Genomic DNA, 15,644 nt, shown 5'->3' with positions numbered 1-15,644 from the left:
CCCTTCTGTCGCTCTTTACGTACCTGATCAACCCAGCGGCGCAGGGCTGTAGGGCCGACGTCCATTGATGCGCAGACGTCGGGAATCGAGCAGTGGTCATCTAGAACCATGCTGGCAGCACGTTGCTTGAACTCGCGGGTGTAGGTCTTTCGTTCTTGCATGAAACCTCCTGATTGGGCGAATCATATCGCCCTTAAGAGGTGTCCGGGATCATTAGGCCAGTTCACCTTGTGTCGCGATGGGTCGCAAAGCGGCCCTGGCAACCTTCGCTGCGAAGCTGAAAATGTGGGGCCGCTACGCGCCCCATCGCGACACAAGGCCGCTCCTACAAGCATATGTGCCTGCCCCTAAAAAAAGAAACCCCGGGCGCTGGGGAAACACGCCCGGGGCCAAGCGAAAGCCCTTGAGGGCTTCCCGTGACAACCCTGCCAGCGCCGGAGCAAAGCACTGGCGGGGTTGCCCTACAATGTCTGATAAACCACTCAGGCAAAGGTTCCATGGGGTTGCTGACGCTGCTGCAATGCCGCGATCACACAGGGCTGCAAGCGCCCTTCGGCAATCTGCAGGTCACGGTGCAGGCCATCCACCAAATCGATCAACAGGCGTTGTTCCTGCAACTGACGCTCGCTTACCGTGCGCCGAAGGGTGATGCCGGCAAGGCGGTCGTGAACGGTCAATTGGCGATTACCCTGGGCATCGGCGACGCCAAGGTGGGTCTGATAAGGGGTCAGGGCTTCGTTGAGCAGTCTGCAGATTCTTTCCATCCGGATCACTCGCTGCGTGGTGGGATATAGAGGAACTGACCAACAGACGCAGCGGAAAGTTCGTTACACCGCGGCTGCTTCAGTGAGCATGCGGGGCCGAGGTGACAGTTTGAATACGCCGCCAAGGGCGCACCTGCAGTGCTTGCAGGGCACGCTGCAGGCATGGCATCGACAGCGGCCACGGCAACTCGGCAAGCACCCACAGGCCACGGTTTCTGGCCTCTTGGGCAAGGTTACAGCGCGTGGGGATAGCCTGGCCGACGAACAACAAGGCGCGTGTTCGGTGCTGCTCGAGCAAGGCAAGGCCGTCCCGGGTTGGCATGGCGTGGTCAAGAATCAGCAGGTCGGGGCGGTGGTCGGCGTTCAGGCAGGCGTCGAGGTCTGCGCTGGTTTCACTGATACGCACGTGAAACATGCCTTGGGCATTAAGGGCCTGGTGCAGAAGAATCTGGTGGGATGGGCGAGCCTGGTGAATCAACACGTAGGGCTGGTGCATGAAAGCCGCTCCTGGTGGGAGGACCGGCTAATCTAGGCTTGGCGCTGGGTGAACTGAATAGGATTTTTCTGATTGGATTGAGGGAAAGCCTGAAATCATTGGGGCCGCTTTGCGGCCCATCGCGACACAAGGCCGCTCCTACAGGGGAACGCGCCTGTTGCATGGGTCGCGATCTCCTGTAGGAGCGGCCTTGTGTCGCGAAAGGGCTGCGCAGCAGCCCCCTGGCGATAGCAATGCTTACAATGGTTTGCCGCGGTTACCATGCTGGCTGACAAAGCCCTGCACAGCCTTCAGGTCATTGGCCAGCACCGTGCAACGCTCCTCACGGCTGAACAGGTCGCTGAGGTGCGCCGGCAGTTCCAGCGCCTTGCCAACACCGGCCTTCTCCACCGCTTCCGGGAACTTGACCGGGTGCGCAGTACCCAGCACCACCATCGGCGTGTCCAGGCTGCGGCGGCATTCGCGGGCGGCCTTGACGCCAATTGCAGTGTGCGGGTCAAGCACCTCACCGGTGGCGGCGAACACTTCGGCGATGGTTTCGCAGGTCTGTTCGTCGCTCACTGCCAGCGAGTCGAACAGTTTGCGCGCTTCGGTCCAGCGGTCTTGCTCGACACTGAAGCCGCCACCTTGCTTGAAGTTGGCCATCAGCTCGGCAATGGCGCCACCGTTGCGGCCGTGCAGGTCGAACAGCAGGCGCTCGAAGTTGGACGAGACCATGATGTCCATCGACGGCGACAGGGTCGCGTGCAGGGTTTCCTTGACGTACTGGTTGCCGCTCATGAAGCGGTGCAGGATGTCGTTGCGGTTGGTGGCGACGATCAGCTGGCTGACCGGCAGGCCCATGTTACGTGCCAGGTACCCTGCGAAGATGTCGCCGAAGTTGCCGGTCGGCACCGAGAACGCCACGGAACGCGCCGGGCCACCCAGCTGCAGGGCAGCGTGGAAGTAGTAGACGATCTGGGCCATGATCCGCGCCCAGTTGATCGAGTTGACCGCAACCAGGCGGGTGCCCTTGAGGAACGACTGGTCGGCGAAGCTGGCCTTGACCATTTCCTGGCAGTCGTCGAAGTTGCCTTCGACGGCGATGTTGTGGATGTTGTCACCGAAGATGGTGGTCATCTGCCGGCGCTGCACTTCCGACACGCGCTGGTGCGGGTGCAGGATGAAGATGTCGACGTTGTCGCAACGACGGCAGCCTTCGATGGCGGCCGAACCGGTGTCCCCGCTGGTAGCGCCGATGATCACCACGCGCTCGTTGCGCTTGGCCAGTACATGGTCGAGCAGGCGACCGAGCAGTTGCAGGGCGAAGTCCTTGAACGCCAGGGTCGGGCCGTGGAACAGCTCCAGGACCCACTCGTTGCTGTTCAACTGACGCAGCGGGGCAACCGCGGCGTGGGCGAACTCGCCGTAGGTTTCTTCGAGGATCTTCTTGAAGTCGGCGTCGGCGATGCTGCCTTCGACGAACGGGCGCATCACCCGGAAGGCCAGTTCGTGGTACGGCAGGCCGGCCCACGAGGCGATTTCTTCCTGGGTGAAGCGTGGCAGGTTTTCTGGGACGTACAGGCCGCCGTCGCTGGCCAGGCCAGCCAGCAGGACGTCTTCGAAATTCAGGGCCGGAGCCTGGCCGCGGGTGCTGATATAGCGCATGGGTGCAAACCTTCGATGCTGGGGCCGGGGCCGCACTGGCGGCCCGACGGCACAATTGTTAGTTGAGCTGCTCGACGCGAATGCGCACGACCTTGCCGACCACGTCCTGCAGGGCTTCCAGGGCAACGATGGCGTCGTTGATGCGCTGCTCGACCACGCGATGGGTCAGCAGGATCATCGGCACCAGGCCGTCCTGTTCCTCAGCTTCCTTCTGCATGATCGACTCGATGTTGATGCCGCGCTCCGAGAGGATGCTGGCCACCTGGGCCAGTACGCCCGGGTGATCCTTGGCCTGGATGCGCAGGTAGTAGGCGCTTTCGCAGGCTTCGATCGGCAGGATCGGGTGGGCAGACAGCGAATCCGGCTGGAAGGCCAGGTGCGGCACGCGGTTTTCCGGGTCGGAGGTCATGGCACGAACCACATCGACCAGATCGCCGATCACCGACGAAGCGGTAGGCTCCATGCCGGCACCAGCGCCGTAGTACAAGGTGGAACCGGCGGCGTCGCCGTTGACCATGACGGCGTTCATCACGCCGTTGACGTTGGCGATCAGGCGGTCGGCCGGGATCAGCGTCGGGTGTACGCGCAGCTCGATACCTTCGGCAGTGCGGCGGGCTACGCCCAGGTGCTTGATGCGATAGCCCAGGGCCTCGGCATAATTCACGTCTGCAGTGGTCAGCTGGGTGATGCCTTCGGTGTAGGCCTTGTCGAATTGCAGCGGGATGCCGAAAGCGATCGAGGCGAGGATGGTCAGCTTGTGCGCGGCATCGATGCCTTCAACGTCGAAGGTCGGGTCGGCTTCGGCGTAACCCAGCGCCTGGGCTTCGGCCAGCACGTCCGGGAAGGCACGGCCCTTCTCACGCATTTCGGTGAGGATGAAGTTGCCGGTGCCGTTGATGATGCCGGCCAGCCAGTTGATGTGGTTCGCCGACAGGCCTTCGCGGATGGCTTTGATCACCGGGATGCCACCGGCCACGGCCGCTTCGAAGGCAACGATCACGCCCTTCTCGCGGGCCTTGGCAAAGATTTCATTGCCGTGCACGGCAATCAGCGCCTTGTTGGCGGTGACCACGTGCTTGCCGTTTTCGATGGCCTTGAGCACCAGCTCGCGGGCCACGGTGTAGCCACCGATCAGCTCGATGACAATGTCGATCTCCGGGTTGCTCGCAACTTCGAACACATCAGCGGTAATGGGGGTACCGGTAATCTGGCAGTTCGGGTTCTGCGAGCGCATGGCAATCTGTGCCACTTCAATACCGCGCCCGGCACGGCGGGCGATCTCCTCGGCGTTGCGCTGAAGTACATTGAAGGTTCCGCCACCGACGGTCCCCAACCCACAGATGCCTACTTTGACCGGTTTCACTGTGAACTCCCCATTGAACGGCCGACACCTATGCCGACCGTGAAACATGCCGTCACCCCATGACGACGGCGTACTGAATTGGATTACTTGGCCAGTGCCAGCTTGGCGACCTGCGGTGCCGGCTGGTAGCCCGGAATGACCTGGCCGCTTTCAAGGACGATCGCCGGCGTGCCATTGACGCCGATCGACTGGCCCAGCTGGAACTGCTTGCCGACCGGGTTGGCGCACTTGGCGGCTTTGATTTCCTCACCCTCGACCATCTTGTCCATCGCCGCACGGCGGTCGCTGGAACACCAGACGGCCTGCAACTGCTGGTCACCTGGCGAACCGAGGCCCTGGCGCGGGAAGGCGACATAGCGCACTTCGATACCGCGGCGGTTGAGCTCGGGCACTTCGGCATGCAGCTTGTGGCAGTACGGGCAGGTGGTGTCGGTGAACACGGTGATGTGCGACTTGGTCTCGCCCTTGGCAGGATAAACCACCATCTCGGCGGCTGGAATGCCATTGATGAGCTTGGCAATGCCCAGGCGCTCGGTCTTCTCGGTGAGGTTGACCGGCTTGCCGTCCTGGATCTGGAACAGGTAACCCTGCATCACGAACTGGCCGTCGCCGCTGGCATACAGCACGCGGCCGCCCTGCAGCTTGACTTCATACAGGCCGCTGACCGGGCTGCTGGCCACGCTTTCGACGGGCACTTCCAACTCGAGGTTCTGCAACGACTTACGAATGGCCTGCTCGGCAGTGGCATTGCTGTCGGTTGCCGCAGCAACGGCAAAGGTACTGGCCAGCGCCAACGCGGCGGCGGCGAAAAACTGGGTCACGCGCATGGGAACTCCTGAAGGCGGACAGGGGCCGGAGGGCGTCACCTGCGGAAAATACGCGGTGACCGTGCGGCCCTTGGTGCAAACCGCCCAAGCCTACCACATCAAACCGCCGGTGAAGGGCCTTGCAAGGACCGGTCGGCGGAACATGAAAAACATTCATCCACGCGGGTGGTGCTGGGCATGCAGTTGCTGCAGGCGAGCCTTGGCGACATGGGTATAGATCTGCGTAGTCGACAGGTCACTGTGGCCCAGCAGCATCTGCACCACGCGCAGGTCGGCGCCATGGTTGAGCAGATGAGTAGCGAAGGCATGGCGCAGGGTGTGCGGCGACAGCGGCTTGTCGATACCGGCGACCCGGGCATGGTGCTTGATGCGATGCCAGAAGGTCTGGCGGGTCATCTGTTCGCCACGCTGGCTGGGGAACAAGACGTCGCTGGGGCGGCCATTGAGCAGTTCGGCGCGGCCATCGCGCAGGTAGCGCTGCAACCACAGCACCGCCTCCTCGCCCATGGGCACCAGGCGCTCCTTGCTGCCCTTGCCCATCACCCGCAGCACGCCCTGGCGCAGGTTGACCTGATCGAGGGCCAGGCTGACCAGCTCGGTGACCCGCAGGCCGCAGGCGTAGAGCACTTCGAGCATGGCGCGGTCCCGCTGGCCGATGGCTTTGCCCAGGTCCGGGGCTTGCAGCAAGGCTTCGACGTCTGCTTCGGACAACGACTTGGGCAGCGGCTTGCCCAGTTGCGGCATATCCACTTGCAGGGTGGGGTCGATGGCCACCAGCTTTTCCCGCAGCAGGTAGCGGAAGAAGCCGCGCAGGCCGGACAGGAAGCGCGCCGTGGAGCGCGGCTTGTAGCCCTGGTCGAGGCGCCAGGCCAGGTGGTCGAGAATCAGCTCGCGGCCGGCGTCGGGCAAGCTGACGCCATGTTCCTGCAACCAGCCATTGAACAGGGCCAGGTCGCTGCGGTAGGACACGCGGGTGTTGTCGGACAGGCCCTTTTCAAGCCACAGGGCGTCGAGGAACTGGTCGATCAGGGGGTGGTCTAGGGCGGGCATTCGGGGCTGCTGGGTGTTGAGGGTGGGGCTAGTGTTTCACAGCAGCTTGGGGGTTGTCTGTACTGGCCTCTTCGCGGGTGAACCCGCTCCCACAAGGGTCACACAGGTTCCGAAGGCGGTGATATCCCTGTGGGAGCGGGTTTACCCGCGAAAGGGCCGAAACAGGAGAACTCAGGCCTGAGGCAGCACGGGCACAGGCCGCTTGTCCTCGTCGATGGCAACAAAGCTGAACACCCCGTGGATCGCCCGCTCGCGTCCATCCAGGTACATGTTCTCGACGAACACATCCACCTGCACCTGCAAGCTGGTATTACCTACCTTGATGACCGACCCCACCAACTCGACGATCGAGCCCGCCGGGATCGGATGCTTGAAGTCGATGCGGTCAGTCGACACGGTTACCAGCGGCAGGCGGCAGAAGCGCGTAGCGGCGATGAACGACACTTCGTCCATCCAGGCCAGGGCGGTGCCGCCGAAGAGGGTGTTGTGGTGGTTAGTGGTGTTGGGGAACACCGCCTTGGTCACGCGGGTCACCGACAGTTCGGTGCGGCGCAGGATTTCCTGGTCTCGGGTAGTCATGGCAATCACATCTTGGGGGGGGCAAAACGCAAAAAAGCAGCCCGAAGGCTGCTTTTTTCTCGCTAGGCGGCCTCGGCCACCGGGCAAACTGCACTCAGGACAGTTTTTCCTTGATGCGAGCGGCTTTGCCGGACAGGTCGCGCAGGTAGTACAGCTTGGCTTTACGCACGTCACCACGACGTTTCACGGCCAGGCTGTCGATTTGCGGGCTGTAGGTCTGGAAGGTACGCTCTACGCCAACGCCGCTGGAGATCTTGCGCACGGTGAAGGCGCTGTTCAGACCGCGGTTACGCTTGGCGATAACGACGCCTTCGAACGCCTGCAGACGGGAACGCTCACCTTCCTTCACTTTAACCTGAACGACAACGGTGTCGCCTGGTGCGAAGGTCGGGATTTCCTTGCTCATCTGCTCGGCTTCGAGCTGCTGGATGATCTTGTTGGTCATGCTGTGCTCCTAAGATGGATACGTGATCCACCATCGATACGTTTAACTATCGTCCCGCTCGCGGAGATATTCCTCGAGCAGCTTCTTCTCTTCTCCAGAAAGCGAGCGACTTTCCAGAAGATCGGCGCGTCGTTCGAAGGTCCTACCAAGGGACTGCTTCATTCTCCAACGCCGGATGTGTGCATGGTTGCCACTTAGCAACACGTCGGGAACACGCTGATCCGCATACACCTCAGGTCGGGTGTAGTGCGGGCAATCGAGCAGACCGTCGGTGAAGGAATCTTCTTCCGCCGAGTCCACATGCCCTAAAGCTCCGGGCAGCAGCCGTGTAACCGCATCGATCAGTACCATGGCCGGCAGCTCGCCACCGGAAAGCACATAGTCGCCAATCGACCACTCCTCATCGACATGAGCCTCGATAAAGCGCTCGTCGATGCCTTCATAACGACCGGCGATCAGGATCAACGATTCCTGTTCGGCCAGGCCTTTGACCGCCTGCTGAGTCAGCTTGCGGCCTTGTGGCGAAAGGTAGATCACCTTCGCCGCTGCTCCGGTCGCTTGCCTGGCGCTAACCAGGGCGTCTTCCAGAGGCTTGATTTTCATCACCATGCCCGGACCACCGCCAAACGGCCGATCATCCACCGTGTGGTGACGATCTGTGGTGTAGTCCCGCGGGTTCCAGCAAGTCACCTGAAGCAACCCCTGTTTCACCGCGCGGCTGGTAATGCCGTACTCCGTGATGGCCGAGAACATCTCGGGGAACAACGTGATGACGTCTACGCGAAGGTTACCCATCGTTTAGAAGTCCGCGTCCCATTCAACCCGCATCACGCCTGCTTCCAGGTCGATGTCGAGCACGCATTGCGCCGTATAGGGCAACAGACGCTCGCGATCATCCAGGCTGCCTGCGCAGGGCTTGACCACCATTACATCGTTCGCACCGGTCTCCAACAGGTGATCGACCTTGCCGAACAGTTGTTCGTCCTGGTTGATGACCTTCAGGCCCACCAACTGGTACCAGTAGTACTCGTCAGCAGCCAGGTTGGGCAAAAGGCTCCGCGGAATGCAGATTTCGTAACCGCTCAGAAGACGGGCTTCATCGCGATCATCGAGGCCTTTCAGCTTCACGACCAGGCCCTTCTGGGAGCCACGACCGTTGACCAGCTCGACCTGCTTTACCTTGCCTTCGTGCCGAAGCGTCCAGCGCGGATAATCCAACAGGTTTTCAATCGGATCGGTAAAGGAATACACCTTCACCTCGCCGCGAACGCCGTGAACCGAAAAAATCTTGCCAACGACGATGAGGTCGTCAGCCTTTTCTGGCGTCGCGTTCATACTACTCAGGCAGCAGCCTTGGCAGCGTCCTTCAGCAGCTGAGCAACGCGCTCAGACGGCTGTGCACCCTGGCTCAGCCAGTAGTTGACGCGCTCTTGGTTGACCGACAGCTTGACTTCGGCGCCAGCAGCGATCGGGTTGAAGAAACCTACGCGCTCAACGAAACGGCCGTCACGGGCGTTACGCGAGTTGGTCACGGTCAGGTGGTAGAATGGGCGCTTTTTCGAGCCGCCACGGGCCAGACGAATGGTTACCATGTGAACATCGTTCCTATAGTCGGTGCTGCAGTTGATACAGCAGCTGGTACTGCAAATCTGAATGCCAAATAGGCACACGGGTGCCCAAAAGGCCGCATATTCTCGGGGAATACACGGACATTTGCAAATGACTTTTTCGGCAAGGCCCTGCCCTACCGTCCAGATCTGCCGGTTGAGCCGCGAAATCCGCGGCGATTGCCCCGCCACGGCGGGGGTTCTGGGCGCCTGCCGGACAAACGGCAGGCCCCCGGAATAGGGGTTACAGCTTCGGCATGCCGCCGCCCGGCAGCATCCCGCCAAGGCCGCGCATCATCTTGGCCATGCCGCCCTTGGCGGAGAATTTCTTCATCATCTTCTGCATTTGCTTGTGCTGCTTGATCAGGCGGCCGACGTCCTGCACCTGGGTGCCGGAACCGATGGCGATTCGGCGCTTGCGCGAGCCGCTGATCAACTCCGGATCACGGCGCTCGGCCGGGGTCATGGAGTTGATGATCGCTTCCATCTGCTTGAACTGCTTCTCGGCGGCGCCCTGGGCATTGCCCATCTGCGACAGGTTGACCCCGCCGATGCTCGGCAGCTTGTCCATCAGGCCGCCGAGGCCGCCCATGTTCTTCATCTGTTGCAGCTGGTCGCGGAAGTCTTCGAGATCGAAGCCCTTGCCCTTCTTCAGCTTCTTGGCCAGCTTGTCGGCCTTGGCCTTGTCGATCGTCTGCTCGGCCTGCTCGATCAGGCTGAGCACGTCGCCCATGCCGAGGATGCGCGAGGCGACACGGTCGGGGTGGAACGGCTCGAGGGCTTCGGTCTTCTCGCCCATACCGATGAACTTGATCGGCTTGCCGGTAATCGCACGCACCGACAGCGCGGCACCGCCACGGGCGTCGCCGTCGACCTTGGTCAGCACCACGCCGGTCAGCGGCAGCGCCTCGCCAAAGGCCTTGGCGGTGTTGGCGGCATCCTGGCCGGTCATGGCGTCGACCACGAACAGGGTCTCGATCGGCTTGACCGCGGCATGCAGCGCCTTGATCTCGTCCATCATGTCGGCGTCGATGTGCAGACGGCCGGCGGTGTCGACGATGACCACGTCGATGAACTTCAGCTTGGCTTCGCGGATGGCCGCTTCGGCGATGGCCACCGGCTTCTGGCTGATGTCGGACGGGAAGAAAGTGACGCCGATGTCGTTGGCCAGGGTTTCCAGCTGCTTGATCGCCGCCGGGCGGTAGACGTCGGCGGACACCACCATCACGCTCTTTTTCTTGCGCTCCTTGAGGAAGCGCGCCAGCTTGCCGGCGGTGGTGGTCTTGCCGGCGCCCTGCAGGCCAGCCATCAGCACCACGGCGGGCGGGGCGGCGTTGAGTGCGAGATCTTCGTTGGCCGCGCCCATCAGGCTTTCCAGCTCGGCCTGGACGATCTTCACGAACGCCTGGCCCGGGGTCAGGCTGCGCGACACTTCAGTGCCGACTGCACGGTCCTTGACGCTGTTGACGAAATCCTTGACCACCGGCAGGGCAACGTCGGCCTCGAGCAGGGCCATGCGCACTTCGCGCAGCGTGTCCTTGATGTTGTCTTCGGTCAGCTTGGCCTTGCCGGTGACATGGCGCAGCGTCTGTGACAGGCGGTCGGTCAGGTTTTCGAACATGGTGATCCTTTCAGGCCCAGTAAAAGCCGAGGTTTGTCAGGCGCCCAGCGGGGAATGCACACCCGCCGGGCACAGCAAGGCGGCGATTATAGCGAAGTGCGGCGACGGCGCACACCTTGCTGGCGGCCTGGTAGATATTCGGTGGCTGTGCCGGCCTCTTCGCGGGTAAACCCGCTCCCACAAGGTCTGCGCCACACTCGAAACCGGCGCGGTACCTGTGGGAGCGGGTTCACCCGCGAATGCCGCAGCGCGGTCTGTCAGTCTTCCTAGACCAGCGCGATCTATGCCAAACTCCGTCTCTTTAAGGCGCGCCAACCAGGACTTATGTTCTCCTCACCCAGCCTCATCCCCAACCTGATCGCTGCCGGCCTATATATAGCCGCGGCCATCTACCAGGGCTCTTACCTTGCCCAGAACCGCAAGGCGGACAAGCGCCTGCTTGCCCTGCTGGGTGCCTTCGCGGTACTCGCCCAGGCCGGTGCGCTGTTCTTCCAGCTGATCACCCCGCTGGGCCTGAGCCTGGACTTCTTCAGTGCCGCCAGCCTGATCGCCGTGGCGGTCATCGCCCTGACCCTGCTGGCCTGCTTGCGCATACCCGTGGAAAACCTGCTGGTGCTGCTGTTCCCGCTGGGCGCGGTGACCGCGCTGCTGGCCCAGTTCGCGCCCCCCGGCACGGTGCCGCTGGTCAACGAAGAGCCGGGCATCCTCGCGCACATCCTGCTGTCGATCCTGGCCTACGGGCTGTTCACCATCGCGGTGTTCCAGGCGCTGCTATTGCTGCTGCAGGACCGCCAGCTGAAGAACAAGCACCCGTCCGGTCTGATCCGCAACTTCCCGCCGCTGCAAACCATGGAAAGCCTGTTGTTCGGCTTCCTCTGGGCCGGCTGGTGCCTGCTGTCGCTGTCGCTGATCTCCGGCTGGCTGTTCCTCGACAACCTGTTCGCCCAGCATCTGGCACACAAGACCCTGCTGGCCTGTGTCGCCTGGGTGGTGTTCAGCGTGCTGCTATGGGGCCGCACCCGCCTGGGCTGGCGTGGCCACAAGGCCATCCGCTGGACGCTGGCCGGTTTCTGCCTGCTGATGCTGGCCTATTTCGGCAGCAAGCTGGTTCGCGAATTCATCCTGCATATCTGACGGCCGCCCATGGATACCCTGCCGTACGCACCGCTATTCGGCACCCTGGTACTGGCGCTATTGTGGTCGGCGCTGTTCACCGCGGTGGACGCCGCCCGCCTACAACTCAATGGCACGCTGCGCGTCGGCGAGGACGGCCAGCCCGCGTTGCCGGCCCAGGCCCTGGTGCTGTGCGCCAGCCTGGGCAAGCTGCTGGTGCTGGGCCTGGCCTGCCTGGTCGGCCAGCGCCATGACGGCGAGCATGGCTTCTGGCTGGCCGGGTTGGCCGCCACCCTCGTCCTGCTGGTGTTTGCCGAATACCTGCCGCGGCGCCTTGCCCGGCGCAATCCGCAGGCGTTCGCCAGCCTTGGCGCGAGCCTGCTGAAAGTTCCCCTCACCCTGCTGCAACCGCTGGCCTGCCTGCTGGATGGCATTGCCAAGCTGATTCTGCGTCCGTTCCGCGTGCAGCCCACGGCCGTGGCCCTGCACCCGCAGGAAGTCGACGAGTTCGACGAGGACGAGGAACACGAGGCCCCGCGCCACGGCCTGCTGGACGGCCTGCAGTCACTGGACAAGATGACCGTCAACGACATCCTGGTACCGCGCAACGAAGTGGACGGCGTCAGCCTCGACGAGCCGATCGAGCGCATCATCGAGCAACTGATCGTCAGCCGTCACACCCGCCTGCCGGTGTACCACAGCGACATCAACCAGGTTGAAGCAATCCTCAATACCAAGCTGATCAGCCACCTGCTGCCGAAGGCCGAACTGACCCTGGAAGCGCTGCTCGGGGCCTGCTACGAGCCTTATTTCGTACCCGAAAGCACACCATTGCAAATGCAGCTGCTGAACTTCCACAAGCAGCAGCGCCGCCTGGGCGTGGTGGTGGACGAGTACGGCGAAGTGCTGGGCATCGTCACCCTGGAAGACATCCTCGAAGAGATCGTTGGCGAGTTCGAGGATGAACAGAGCCTGGACAACCCCCACGTGCACCCGCAGCCCGATGGCACTTTCGTCATCGACGGCACCGCTTCGCTGCGCGAGATCAACCGCAGCCTGGGCTGGCACCTGCCATGCGACGGCGGGCCGAAAACCCTCAACGGGCTGGTCACCGAAGCACTGGAAAGCATCCCTGAAAGCGCCGTTTGCCTGAAGATCGGCCGCTATCGCCTGGAAATCCTCGAAACAGAGGACAATTGTGCCAGCAAGGTACTGGTGTGGGCCGTGACCCGATAGCTATACTCGGGTCACGCTTACCCAGCCCCGCCGTCCCGCCTGCTACCCGCACCCGGCGCTTGACGGCCAGTCCGCTCCACTGACACGCCCTGCGGTCCTGCTTCAACACCCCGAACAGTGCCCGCCCCCGCCCCTACCCCCCTTGGGCTATCGTCAGTCGGGCGCGCACAACAACAAAACGCTCCGGCGCCCGCGTCGCAGTGCCTGCCTTTGGCATTGCACGCCGCGTGGCTTATCCCAATGGAGCCGGACCAGACTGTCAGGGACCTATTCAATGACAACCAGCAGCACCTATGCCGAAGCGCCTGCCGCACCGGTCAACTCGCCCGCGCGGGTAGCCACCGCCAGCTTTATCGGCACTGCCATCGAGTTCTACGATTTCTACGTCTACGCCACTGCCGCCGCCCTGGTGATCGGCCCGGTGTTCTTCCCGTCCGGGTCGGGCACCGCGCAGATGCTGGCGGCCTTCCTTACCTTCGGTATCGCCTTCCTCGCCCGCCCACTGGGCTCGGCGCTGTTCGGCCACTTTGGCGACCGCATCGGCCGCAAGTCGACCCTGGTCGCCTCGCTGCTGCTGATGGGAGTGTCCACCACGGCCATCGGCGTGCTGCCGGGCTATGACAGCATCGGCGTATGGGCGCCGATCATCCTCTGCCTGCTGCGTTTTGGCCAAGGCCTGGGCCTGGGCGGCGAATGGGGTGGCGCGGCTTTGCTGGCAACCGAGAACGCGCCGGAAGGCAAGCGCGCCTGGTTCGGCATGTTCCCGCAGCTGGGCCCATCGATCGGCTTCCTGGCTGCCAACGGCCTGTTCCTGACCCTTGCCCTGGTGCTCAGCGACGAGCAGTTCCGCGAGTGGGGCTGGCGCATACCGTTCCTGCTCAGCGCCGCGCTGGTACTGGTGGGGCTGTATGTACGCCTGAAGCTGGAAGAAAGCCCGGTATTCGCCAAGGCCGTCGCCCGCCACGAGCGGGTGAAAATGCCGGTGGTCGACCTGTTTTCCAGATACTGGCTGCCGACCCTGCTGGGCGCAGCGGCGATGGTGGTGTGCTACGCGCTGTTCTACATCTCGACGGTGTTCTCGCTGAGCTACGGCGTGACCACGCTGGGCTACAGCCGCGAGACATTCCTTGGCCTGCTGTGCTTCGCGGTGGTGTTCATGGCCTTGGCCACACCACTGTCAGCCTGGCTCAGTGACCGCTACGGGCGCAAACCGGTGCTGATCGTCGGCGGCCTGCTGGCGGTAGCCTCGGGCTTTACCATGGAGCCGCTGCTGACTTCGGGGTCGACCGCAGGGGTGGCGCTGTTCCTCGCCATCGAACTGTTCCTGATGGGCGTGACATTTGCACCGATGGGGGCGCTGCTGCCGGAACTGTTCCCGACCCACGTGCGTTATACCGGCGCTTCGGCGGCGTATAACCTGGGCGGTATCGTCGGCGCCTCGGCTGCTCCGTTCTTTGCCCAGAAGCTGGTGAGCATGGGTGGGTTGAGCTGGGTGGGGGGATATGTATCGGTGGCGGCGGTGATCAGCTTGATTGCCGTGCTGTGCCTGAAAGAGACCCGCGATACTGCACTTTGAACAGCTGGGGGCGCTCTGCGCCCCATTCGCAGCACAAGGCTGCTCCTACAGGGGGATGCGTTACCTTGTAGGAGCAGCCTTGTGCTGCGAATGGGCCGCAAAGCGGCCCCCTGCAGTCCCGTATCAGAACTCGACCTTGACCGCCTGCGCAGCACGGGTCGCCTTGGCCCGTGCCAGTTCGACCGACTCGTCACGCGCCAGGCACACGCCCATGCGGCGGGTACCGTTGATTTCCGGCTTGCCAAACAGGCGAATGGCAGTATCCGCCTCGCTCAGCGCCGCGCCCAGGTTGGCAAAGCTGGTCTGCTGCGACTGCCCCTCGGGCAAGATCACCGCAGAAGCCGAAGGGCCGAACTGGCGCACTACCGGAATCGGCAGGCCAAGAATGGCGCGGGCATGCAGCGCAAACTGCGACAGGTCCTGGGAAATCAGGGTCACCAGGCCGGTGTCATGCGGGCGTGGCGAGACTTCGCTGAACCACACCTGGTCGCCCTTCACGAACAGTTCCACGCCAAACAGGCCACGACCGCCCAGGGCATCGGTAACCGCCTTGGCTACTCGCTGCGACTCGGCCAGCGCCTTCGGGCTCATGGCCTGCGGCTGCCACGATTCCTGATAATCGCCCTTCTCCTGGCGATGGCCGACTGGCTCGAGGAAGGTGGTGCCGCCGACGTGGCGCACGGTCAGCAGGGTGATTTCGTACTCGAAGTCGATGAAGCCCTCAATGATCACCCGGCCTTTGCCGGCGCGGCCGCCTTCCTGGGCGTAGTCCCACGACTTCTGCAGGTCGGCATCGCTGCGCAACAGGCTCTGGCCCTTGCCCGACGAACTCATCACCGGCTTGACCACGCACGGGTAGCCGACATCGGCCACGGCCTTGGCGTAGTCTTCGTAGGTGTCGGCGAAGTGGTACGGCGAGGTTGGCAGGTCCAGCTCTTCGGCGGCCAGGCGGCGGATGCCTTCGCGGTTCATGGTCAGCTGGGTGGCGCGGGCGGTCGGCACCACGGTGAAGCCTTCGTTTTCCAGCTCGACCAGGGTGGCGGTGGCGATGGCTTCGATTTCAGGAACGATGTAGTGCGGCTTCTCGGCCTCGATCACGGCACGCAGGGCCACGCCATCGAGCATGTTGACCACGTGGCTGCGGTGCGCCACCTGCATTGCCGGGGCATTGGCGTAGCGGTCGACGGCGATCACTTCGACGCCCAGGCGCTGCAGCTCGATCACCACTTCCTTGCCCAGCTCGCCACAGCCGCAGAGCAGTACACGGGTCGCGGTAGGCGACAAGGGGGTTCCGATACGGGTCATTTCAGGTCCTCGAAG

Annotated in this window: 17 protein-coding genes; 3 read left to right on the top strand and 14 right to left on the bottom strand. The window is 63.0% G+C overall.

Features of this window, described 5'->3' with window-relative positions:
• The 13 genes from JV551A3_RS07310 to ffh all read right to left on the bottom strand — a co-directional run.
• Positions 1 to 161 (bottom strand): transposase (locus tag JV551A3_RS07310; protein ID WP_167494820.1); only part of this gene is annotated, 161 nt, incomplete at its 3' end.
• Between the two features lie 321 nt (positions 162 to 482).
• Positions 483 to 764 (bottom strand): DUF3509 domain-containing protein, encoded by a 282-nt coding sequence (locus JV551A3_RS07305; protein ID WP_133970485.1) that lies wholly within the window; start codon positions 762 to 764, stop codon positions 483 to 485.
• A gap of 79 nt (positions 765 to 843) precedes the next feature.
• Positions 844 to 1,260, bottom strand: a complete 417-nt coding sequence (locus JV551A3_RS07300) for a response regulator (protein ID WP_133970484.1) — start codon at positions 1,258 to 1,260, stop codon at positions 844 to 846.
• Between the two features lie 237 nt (positions 1,261 to 1,497).
• Positions 1,498 to 2,907, bottom strand: a complete 1,410-nt coding sequence (gene thrC / locus JV551A3_RS07295) for a threonine synthase (RefSeq protein ID WP_112250940.1) — start codon at positions 2,905 to 2,907, stop codon at positions 1,498 to 1,500.
• Positions 2,908 to 2,965: 58 nt separating this feature from the next.
• Entirely contained in the window at positions 2,966 to 4,270 is a 1,305-nt protein-coding gene (locus tag JV551A3_RS07290; RefSeq protein ID WP_112250938.1) for a homoserine dehydrogenase, read from the bottom strand.
• 83 nt (positions 4,271 to 4,353) lie between these two features.
• Positions 4,354 to 5,097 (bottom strand): thioredoxin fold domain-containing protein, encoded by a 744-nt coding sequence (locus JV551A3_RS07285; RefSeq protein ID WP_133970314.1) that lies wholly within the window; start codon positions 5,095 to 5,097, stop codon positions 4,354 to 4,356.
• Between the two features lie 153 nt (positions 5,098 to 5,250).
• Entirely contained in the window at positions 5,251 to 6,147 is an 897-nt protein-coding gene (gene xerD / locus JV551A3_RS07280; protein ID WP_133970315.1) for a site-specific tyrosine recombinase XerD, read from the bottom strand.
• Positions 6,148 to 6,318: 171 nt separating this feature from the next.
• Positions 6,319 to 6,726, bottom strand: coding sequence for an acyl-CoA thioesterase (locus JV551A3_RS07275; RefSeq protein WP_025337914.1), 408 nt, complete (start codon positions 6,724 to 6,726; stop codon positions 6,319 to 6,321).
• Between the two features lie 94 nt (positions 6,727 to 6,820).
• Positions 6,821 to 7,171, bottom strand: a complete 351-nt coding sequence (gene rplS / locus JV551A3_RS07270; RefSeq protein WP_003252148.1) for a 50S ribosomal protein L19 — start codon at positions 7,169 to 7,171, stop codon at positions 6,821 to 6,823.
• A 42-nt stretch (positions 7,172 to 7,213) separates the two neighbouring features.
• Positions 7,214 to 7,966 (bottom strand): tRNA (guanosine(37)-N1)-methyltransferase TrmD, encoded by a 753-nt coding sequence (trmD, locus tag JV551A3_RS07265; protein WP_003252146.1) that lies wholly within the window; start codon positions 7,964 to 7,966, stop codon positions 7,214 to 7,216.
• Positions 7,967 to 7,969: 3 nt separating this feature from the next.
• Positions 7,970 to 8,506 carry a ribosome maturation factor RimM gene (gene rimM, locus JV551A3_RS07260; RefSeq protein ID WP_025337913.1) on the bottom strand — a complete coding sequence of 179 codons (537 nt, stop codon included), beginning with the start codon at positions 8,504 to 8,506 and terminating at the stop codon, positions 7,970 to 7,972.
• Between the two features lie 5 nt (positions 8,507 to 8,511).
• Positions 8,512 to 8,763 carry a 30S ribosomal protein S16 gene (gene rpsP / locus JV551A3_RS07255; RefSeq protein WP_003259424.1) on the bottom strand — a complete coding sequence of 84 codons (252 nt, stop codon included), beginning with the start codon at positions 8,761 to 8,763 and terminating at the stop codon, positions 8,512 to 8,514.
• Between the two features lie 259 nt (positions 8,764 to 9,022).
• The gene (gene ffh, locus JV551A3_RS07250; RefSeq protein WP_112250932.1) at positions 9,023 to 10,399 is read right to left on the bottom strand and encodes a signal recognition particle protein; all 1,377 of its coding nucleotides are present in this window, start codon (positions 10,397 to 10,399) and stop codon (positions 9,023 to 9,025) included.
• A gap of 324 nt (positions 10,400 to 10,723) precedes the next feature.
• Between ffh and JV551A3_RS07240 the strand changes: the two genes are divergently transcribed.
• The 3 genes from JV551A3_RS07240 (at position 10,724) to JV551A3_RS07230 (ending at position 14,324) form a co-directional block, all read left to right on the top strand.
• Positions 10,724 to 11,533, top strand: coding sequence for a cytochrome C assembly family protein (locus JV551A3_RS07240; RefSeq protein ID WP_025337912.1), 810 nt, complete (start codon positions 10,724 to 10,726; stop codon positions 11,531 to 11,533).
• A 9-nt stretch (positions 11,534 to 11,542) separates the two neighbouring features.
• Positions 11,543 to 12,748 carry a transporter associated domain-containing protein gene (locus tag JV551A3_RS07235; protein ID WP_133970317.1) on the top strand — a complete coding sequence of 402 codons (1,206 nt, stop codon included), beginning with the start codon at positions 11,543 to 11,545 and terminating at the stop codon, positions 12,746 to 12,748.
• A gap of 274 nt (positions 12,749 to 13,022) precedes the next feature.
• Positions 13,023 to 14,324, top strand: a complete 1,302-nt coding sequence (locus JV551A3_RS07230) for an MFS transporter (RefSeq protein ID WP_133970318.1) — start codon at positions 13,023 to 13,025, stop codon at positions 14,322 to 14,324.
• A 123-nt stretch (positions 14,325 to 14,447) separates the two neighbouring features.
• Here JV551A3_RS07230 and purT read toward each other — a convergent pair whose 3' ends face one another.
• Positions 14,448 to 15,629 carry a formate-dependent phosphoribosylglycinamide formyltransferase gene (purT, locus tag JV551A3_RS07225; protein ID WP_133970319.1) on the bottom strand — a complete coding sequence of 394 codons (1,182 nt, stop codon included), beginning with the start codon at positions 15,627 to 15,629 and terminating at the stop codon, positions 14,448 to 14,450.
• Positions 15,630 to 15,644: the final 15 nt, after the last annotated feature.

The sequence above is a fragment of the Pseudomonas inefficax genome (assembly GCF_900277125.1).
Lineage (GTDB): Bacteria > Pseudomonadota > Gammaproteobacteria > Pseudomonadales > Pseudomonadaceae > Aquipseudomonas > Aquipseudomonas inefficax.
This window is presented reverse-complemented; position numbering and strand designations above follow the sequence as displayed.

Excerpts from the sequence above, each read along its gene's own strand:
- JV551A3_RS07305 (WP_133970485.1), bottom strand. The coding sequence starts at position 764 with ATGGAAAGAATCTGCAGACTGCTCAACGAAGCCCTGACCCCTTATCAG.
- JV551A3_RS07300 (WP_133970484.1), bottom strand. The coding sequence starts at position 1,260 with ATGCACCAGCCCTACGTGTTGATTCACCAGGCTCGCCCATCCCACCAG.
- thrC (WP_112250940.1), bottom strand. The coding sequence starts at position 2,907 with ATGCGCTATATCAGCACCCGCGGCCAGGCTCCGGCCCTGAATTTCGAA.
- JV551A3_RS07285 (WP_133970314.1), bottom strand. The coding sequence starts at position 5,097 with ATGCGCGTGACCCAGTTTTTCGCCGCCGCCGCGTTGGCGCTGGCCAGT.
- xerD (WP_133970315.1), bottom strand. The coding sequence starts at position 6,147 with ATGCCCGCCCTAGACCACCCCCTGATCGACCAGTTCCTCGACGCCCTG.
- JV551A3_RS07275 (WP_025337914.1), bottom strand. The coding sequence starts at position 6,726 with ATGACTACCCGAGACCAGGAAATCCTGCGCCGCACCGAACTGTCGGTG.
- rplS (WP_003252148.1), bottom strand. The coding sequence starts at position 7,171 with ATGACCAACAAGATCATCCAGCAGCTCGAAGCCGAGCAGATGAGCAAG.
- trmD (WP_003252146.1), bottom strand. The coding sequence starts at position 7,966 with ATGGGTAACCTTCGCGTAGACGTCATCACGTTGTTCCCCGAGATGTTC.
- rimM (WP_025337913.1), bottom strand. The coding sequence starts at position 8,506 with ATGAACGCGACGCCAGAAAAGGCTGACGACCTCATCGTCGTTGGCAAG.
- rpsP (WP_003259424.1), bottom strand. The coding sequence starts at position 8,763 with ATGGTAACCATTCGTCTGGCCCGTGGCGGCTCGAAAAAGCGCCCATTC.
- ffh (WP_112250932.1), bottom strand. The coding sequence starts at position 10,399 with ATGTTCGAAAACCTGACCGACCGCCTGTCACAGACGCTGCGCCATGTC.
- JV551A3_RS07240 (WP_025337912.1), top strand. The coding sequence starts at position 10,724 with ATGTTCTCCTCACCCAGCCTCATCCCCAACCTGATCGCTGCCGGCCTA.
- JV551A3_RS07235 (WP_133970317.1), top strand. The coding sequence starts at position 11,543 with ATGGATACCCTGCCGTACGCACCGCTATTCGGCACCCTGGTACTGGCG.
- JV551A3_RS07230 (WP_133970318.1), top strand. The coding sequence starts at position 13,023 with ATGACAACCAGCAGCACCTATGCCGAAGCGCCTGCCGCACCGGTCAAC.
- purT (WP_133970319.1), bottom strand. The coding sequence starts at position 15,629 with ATGACCCGTATCGGAACCCCCTTGTCGCCTACCGCGACCCGTGTACTG.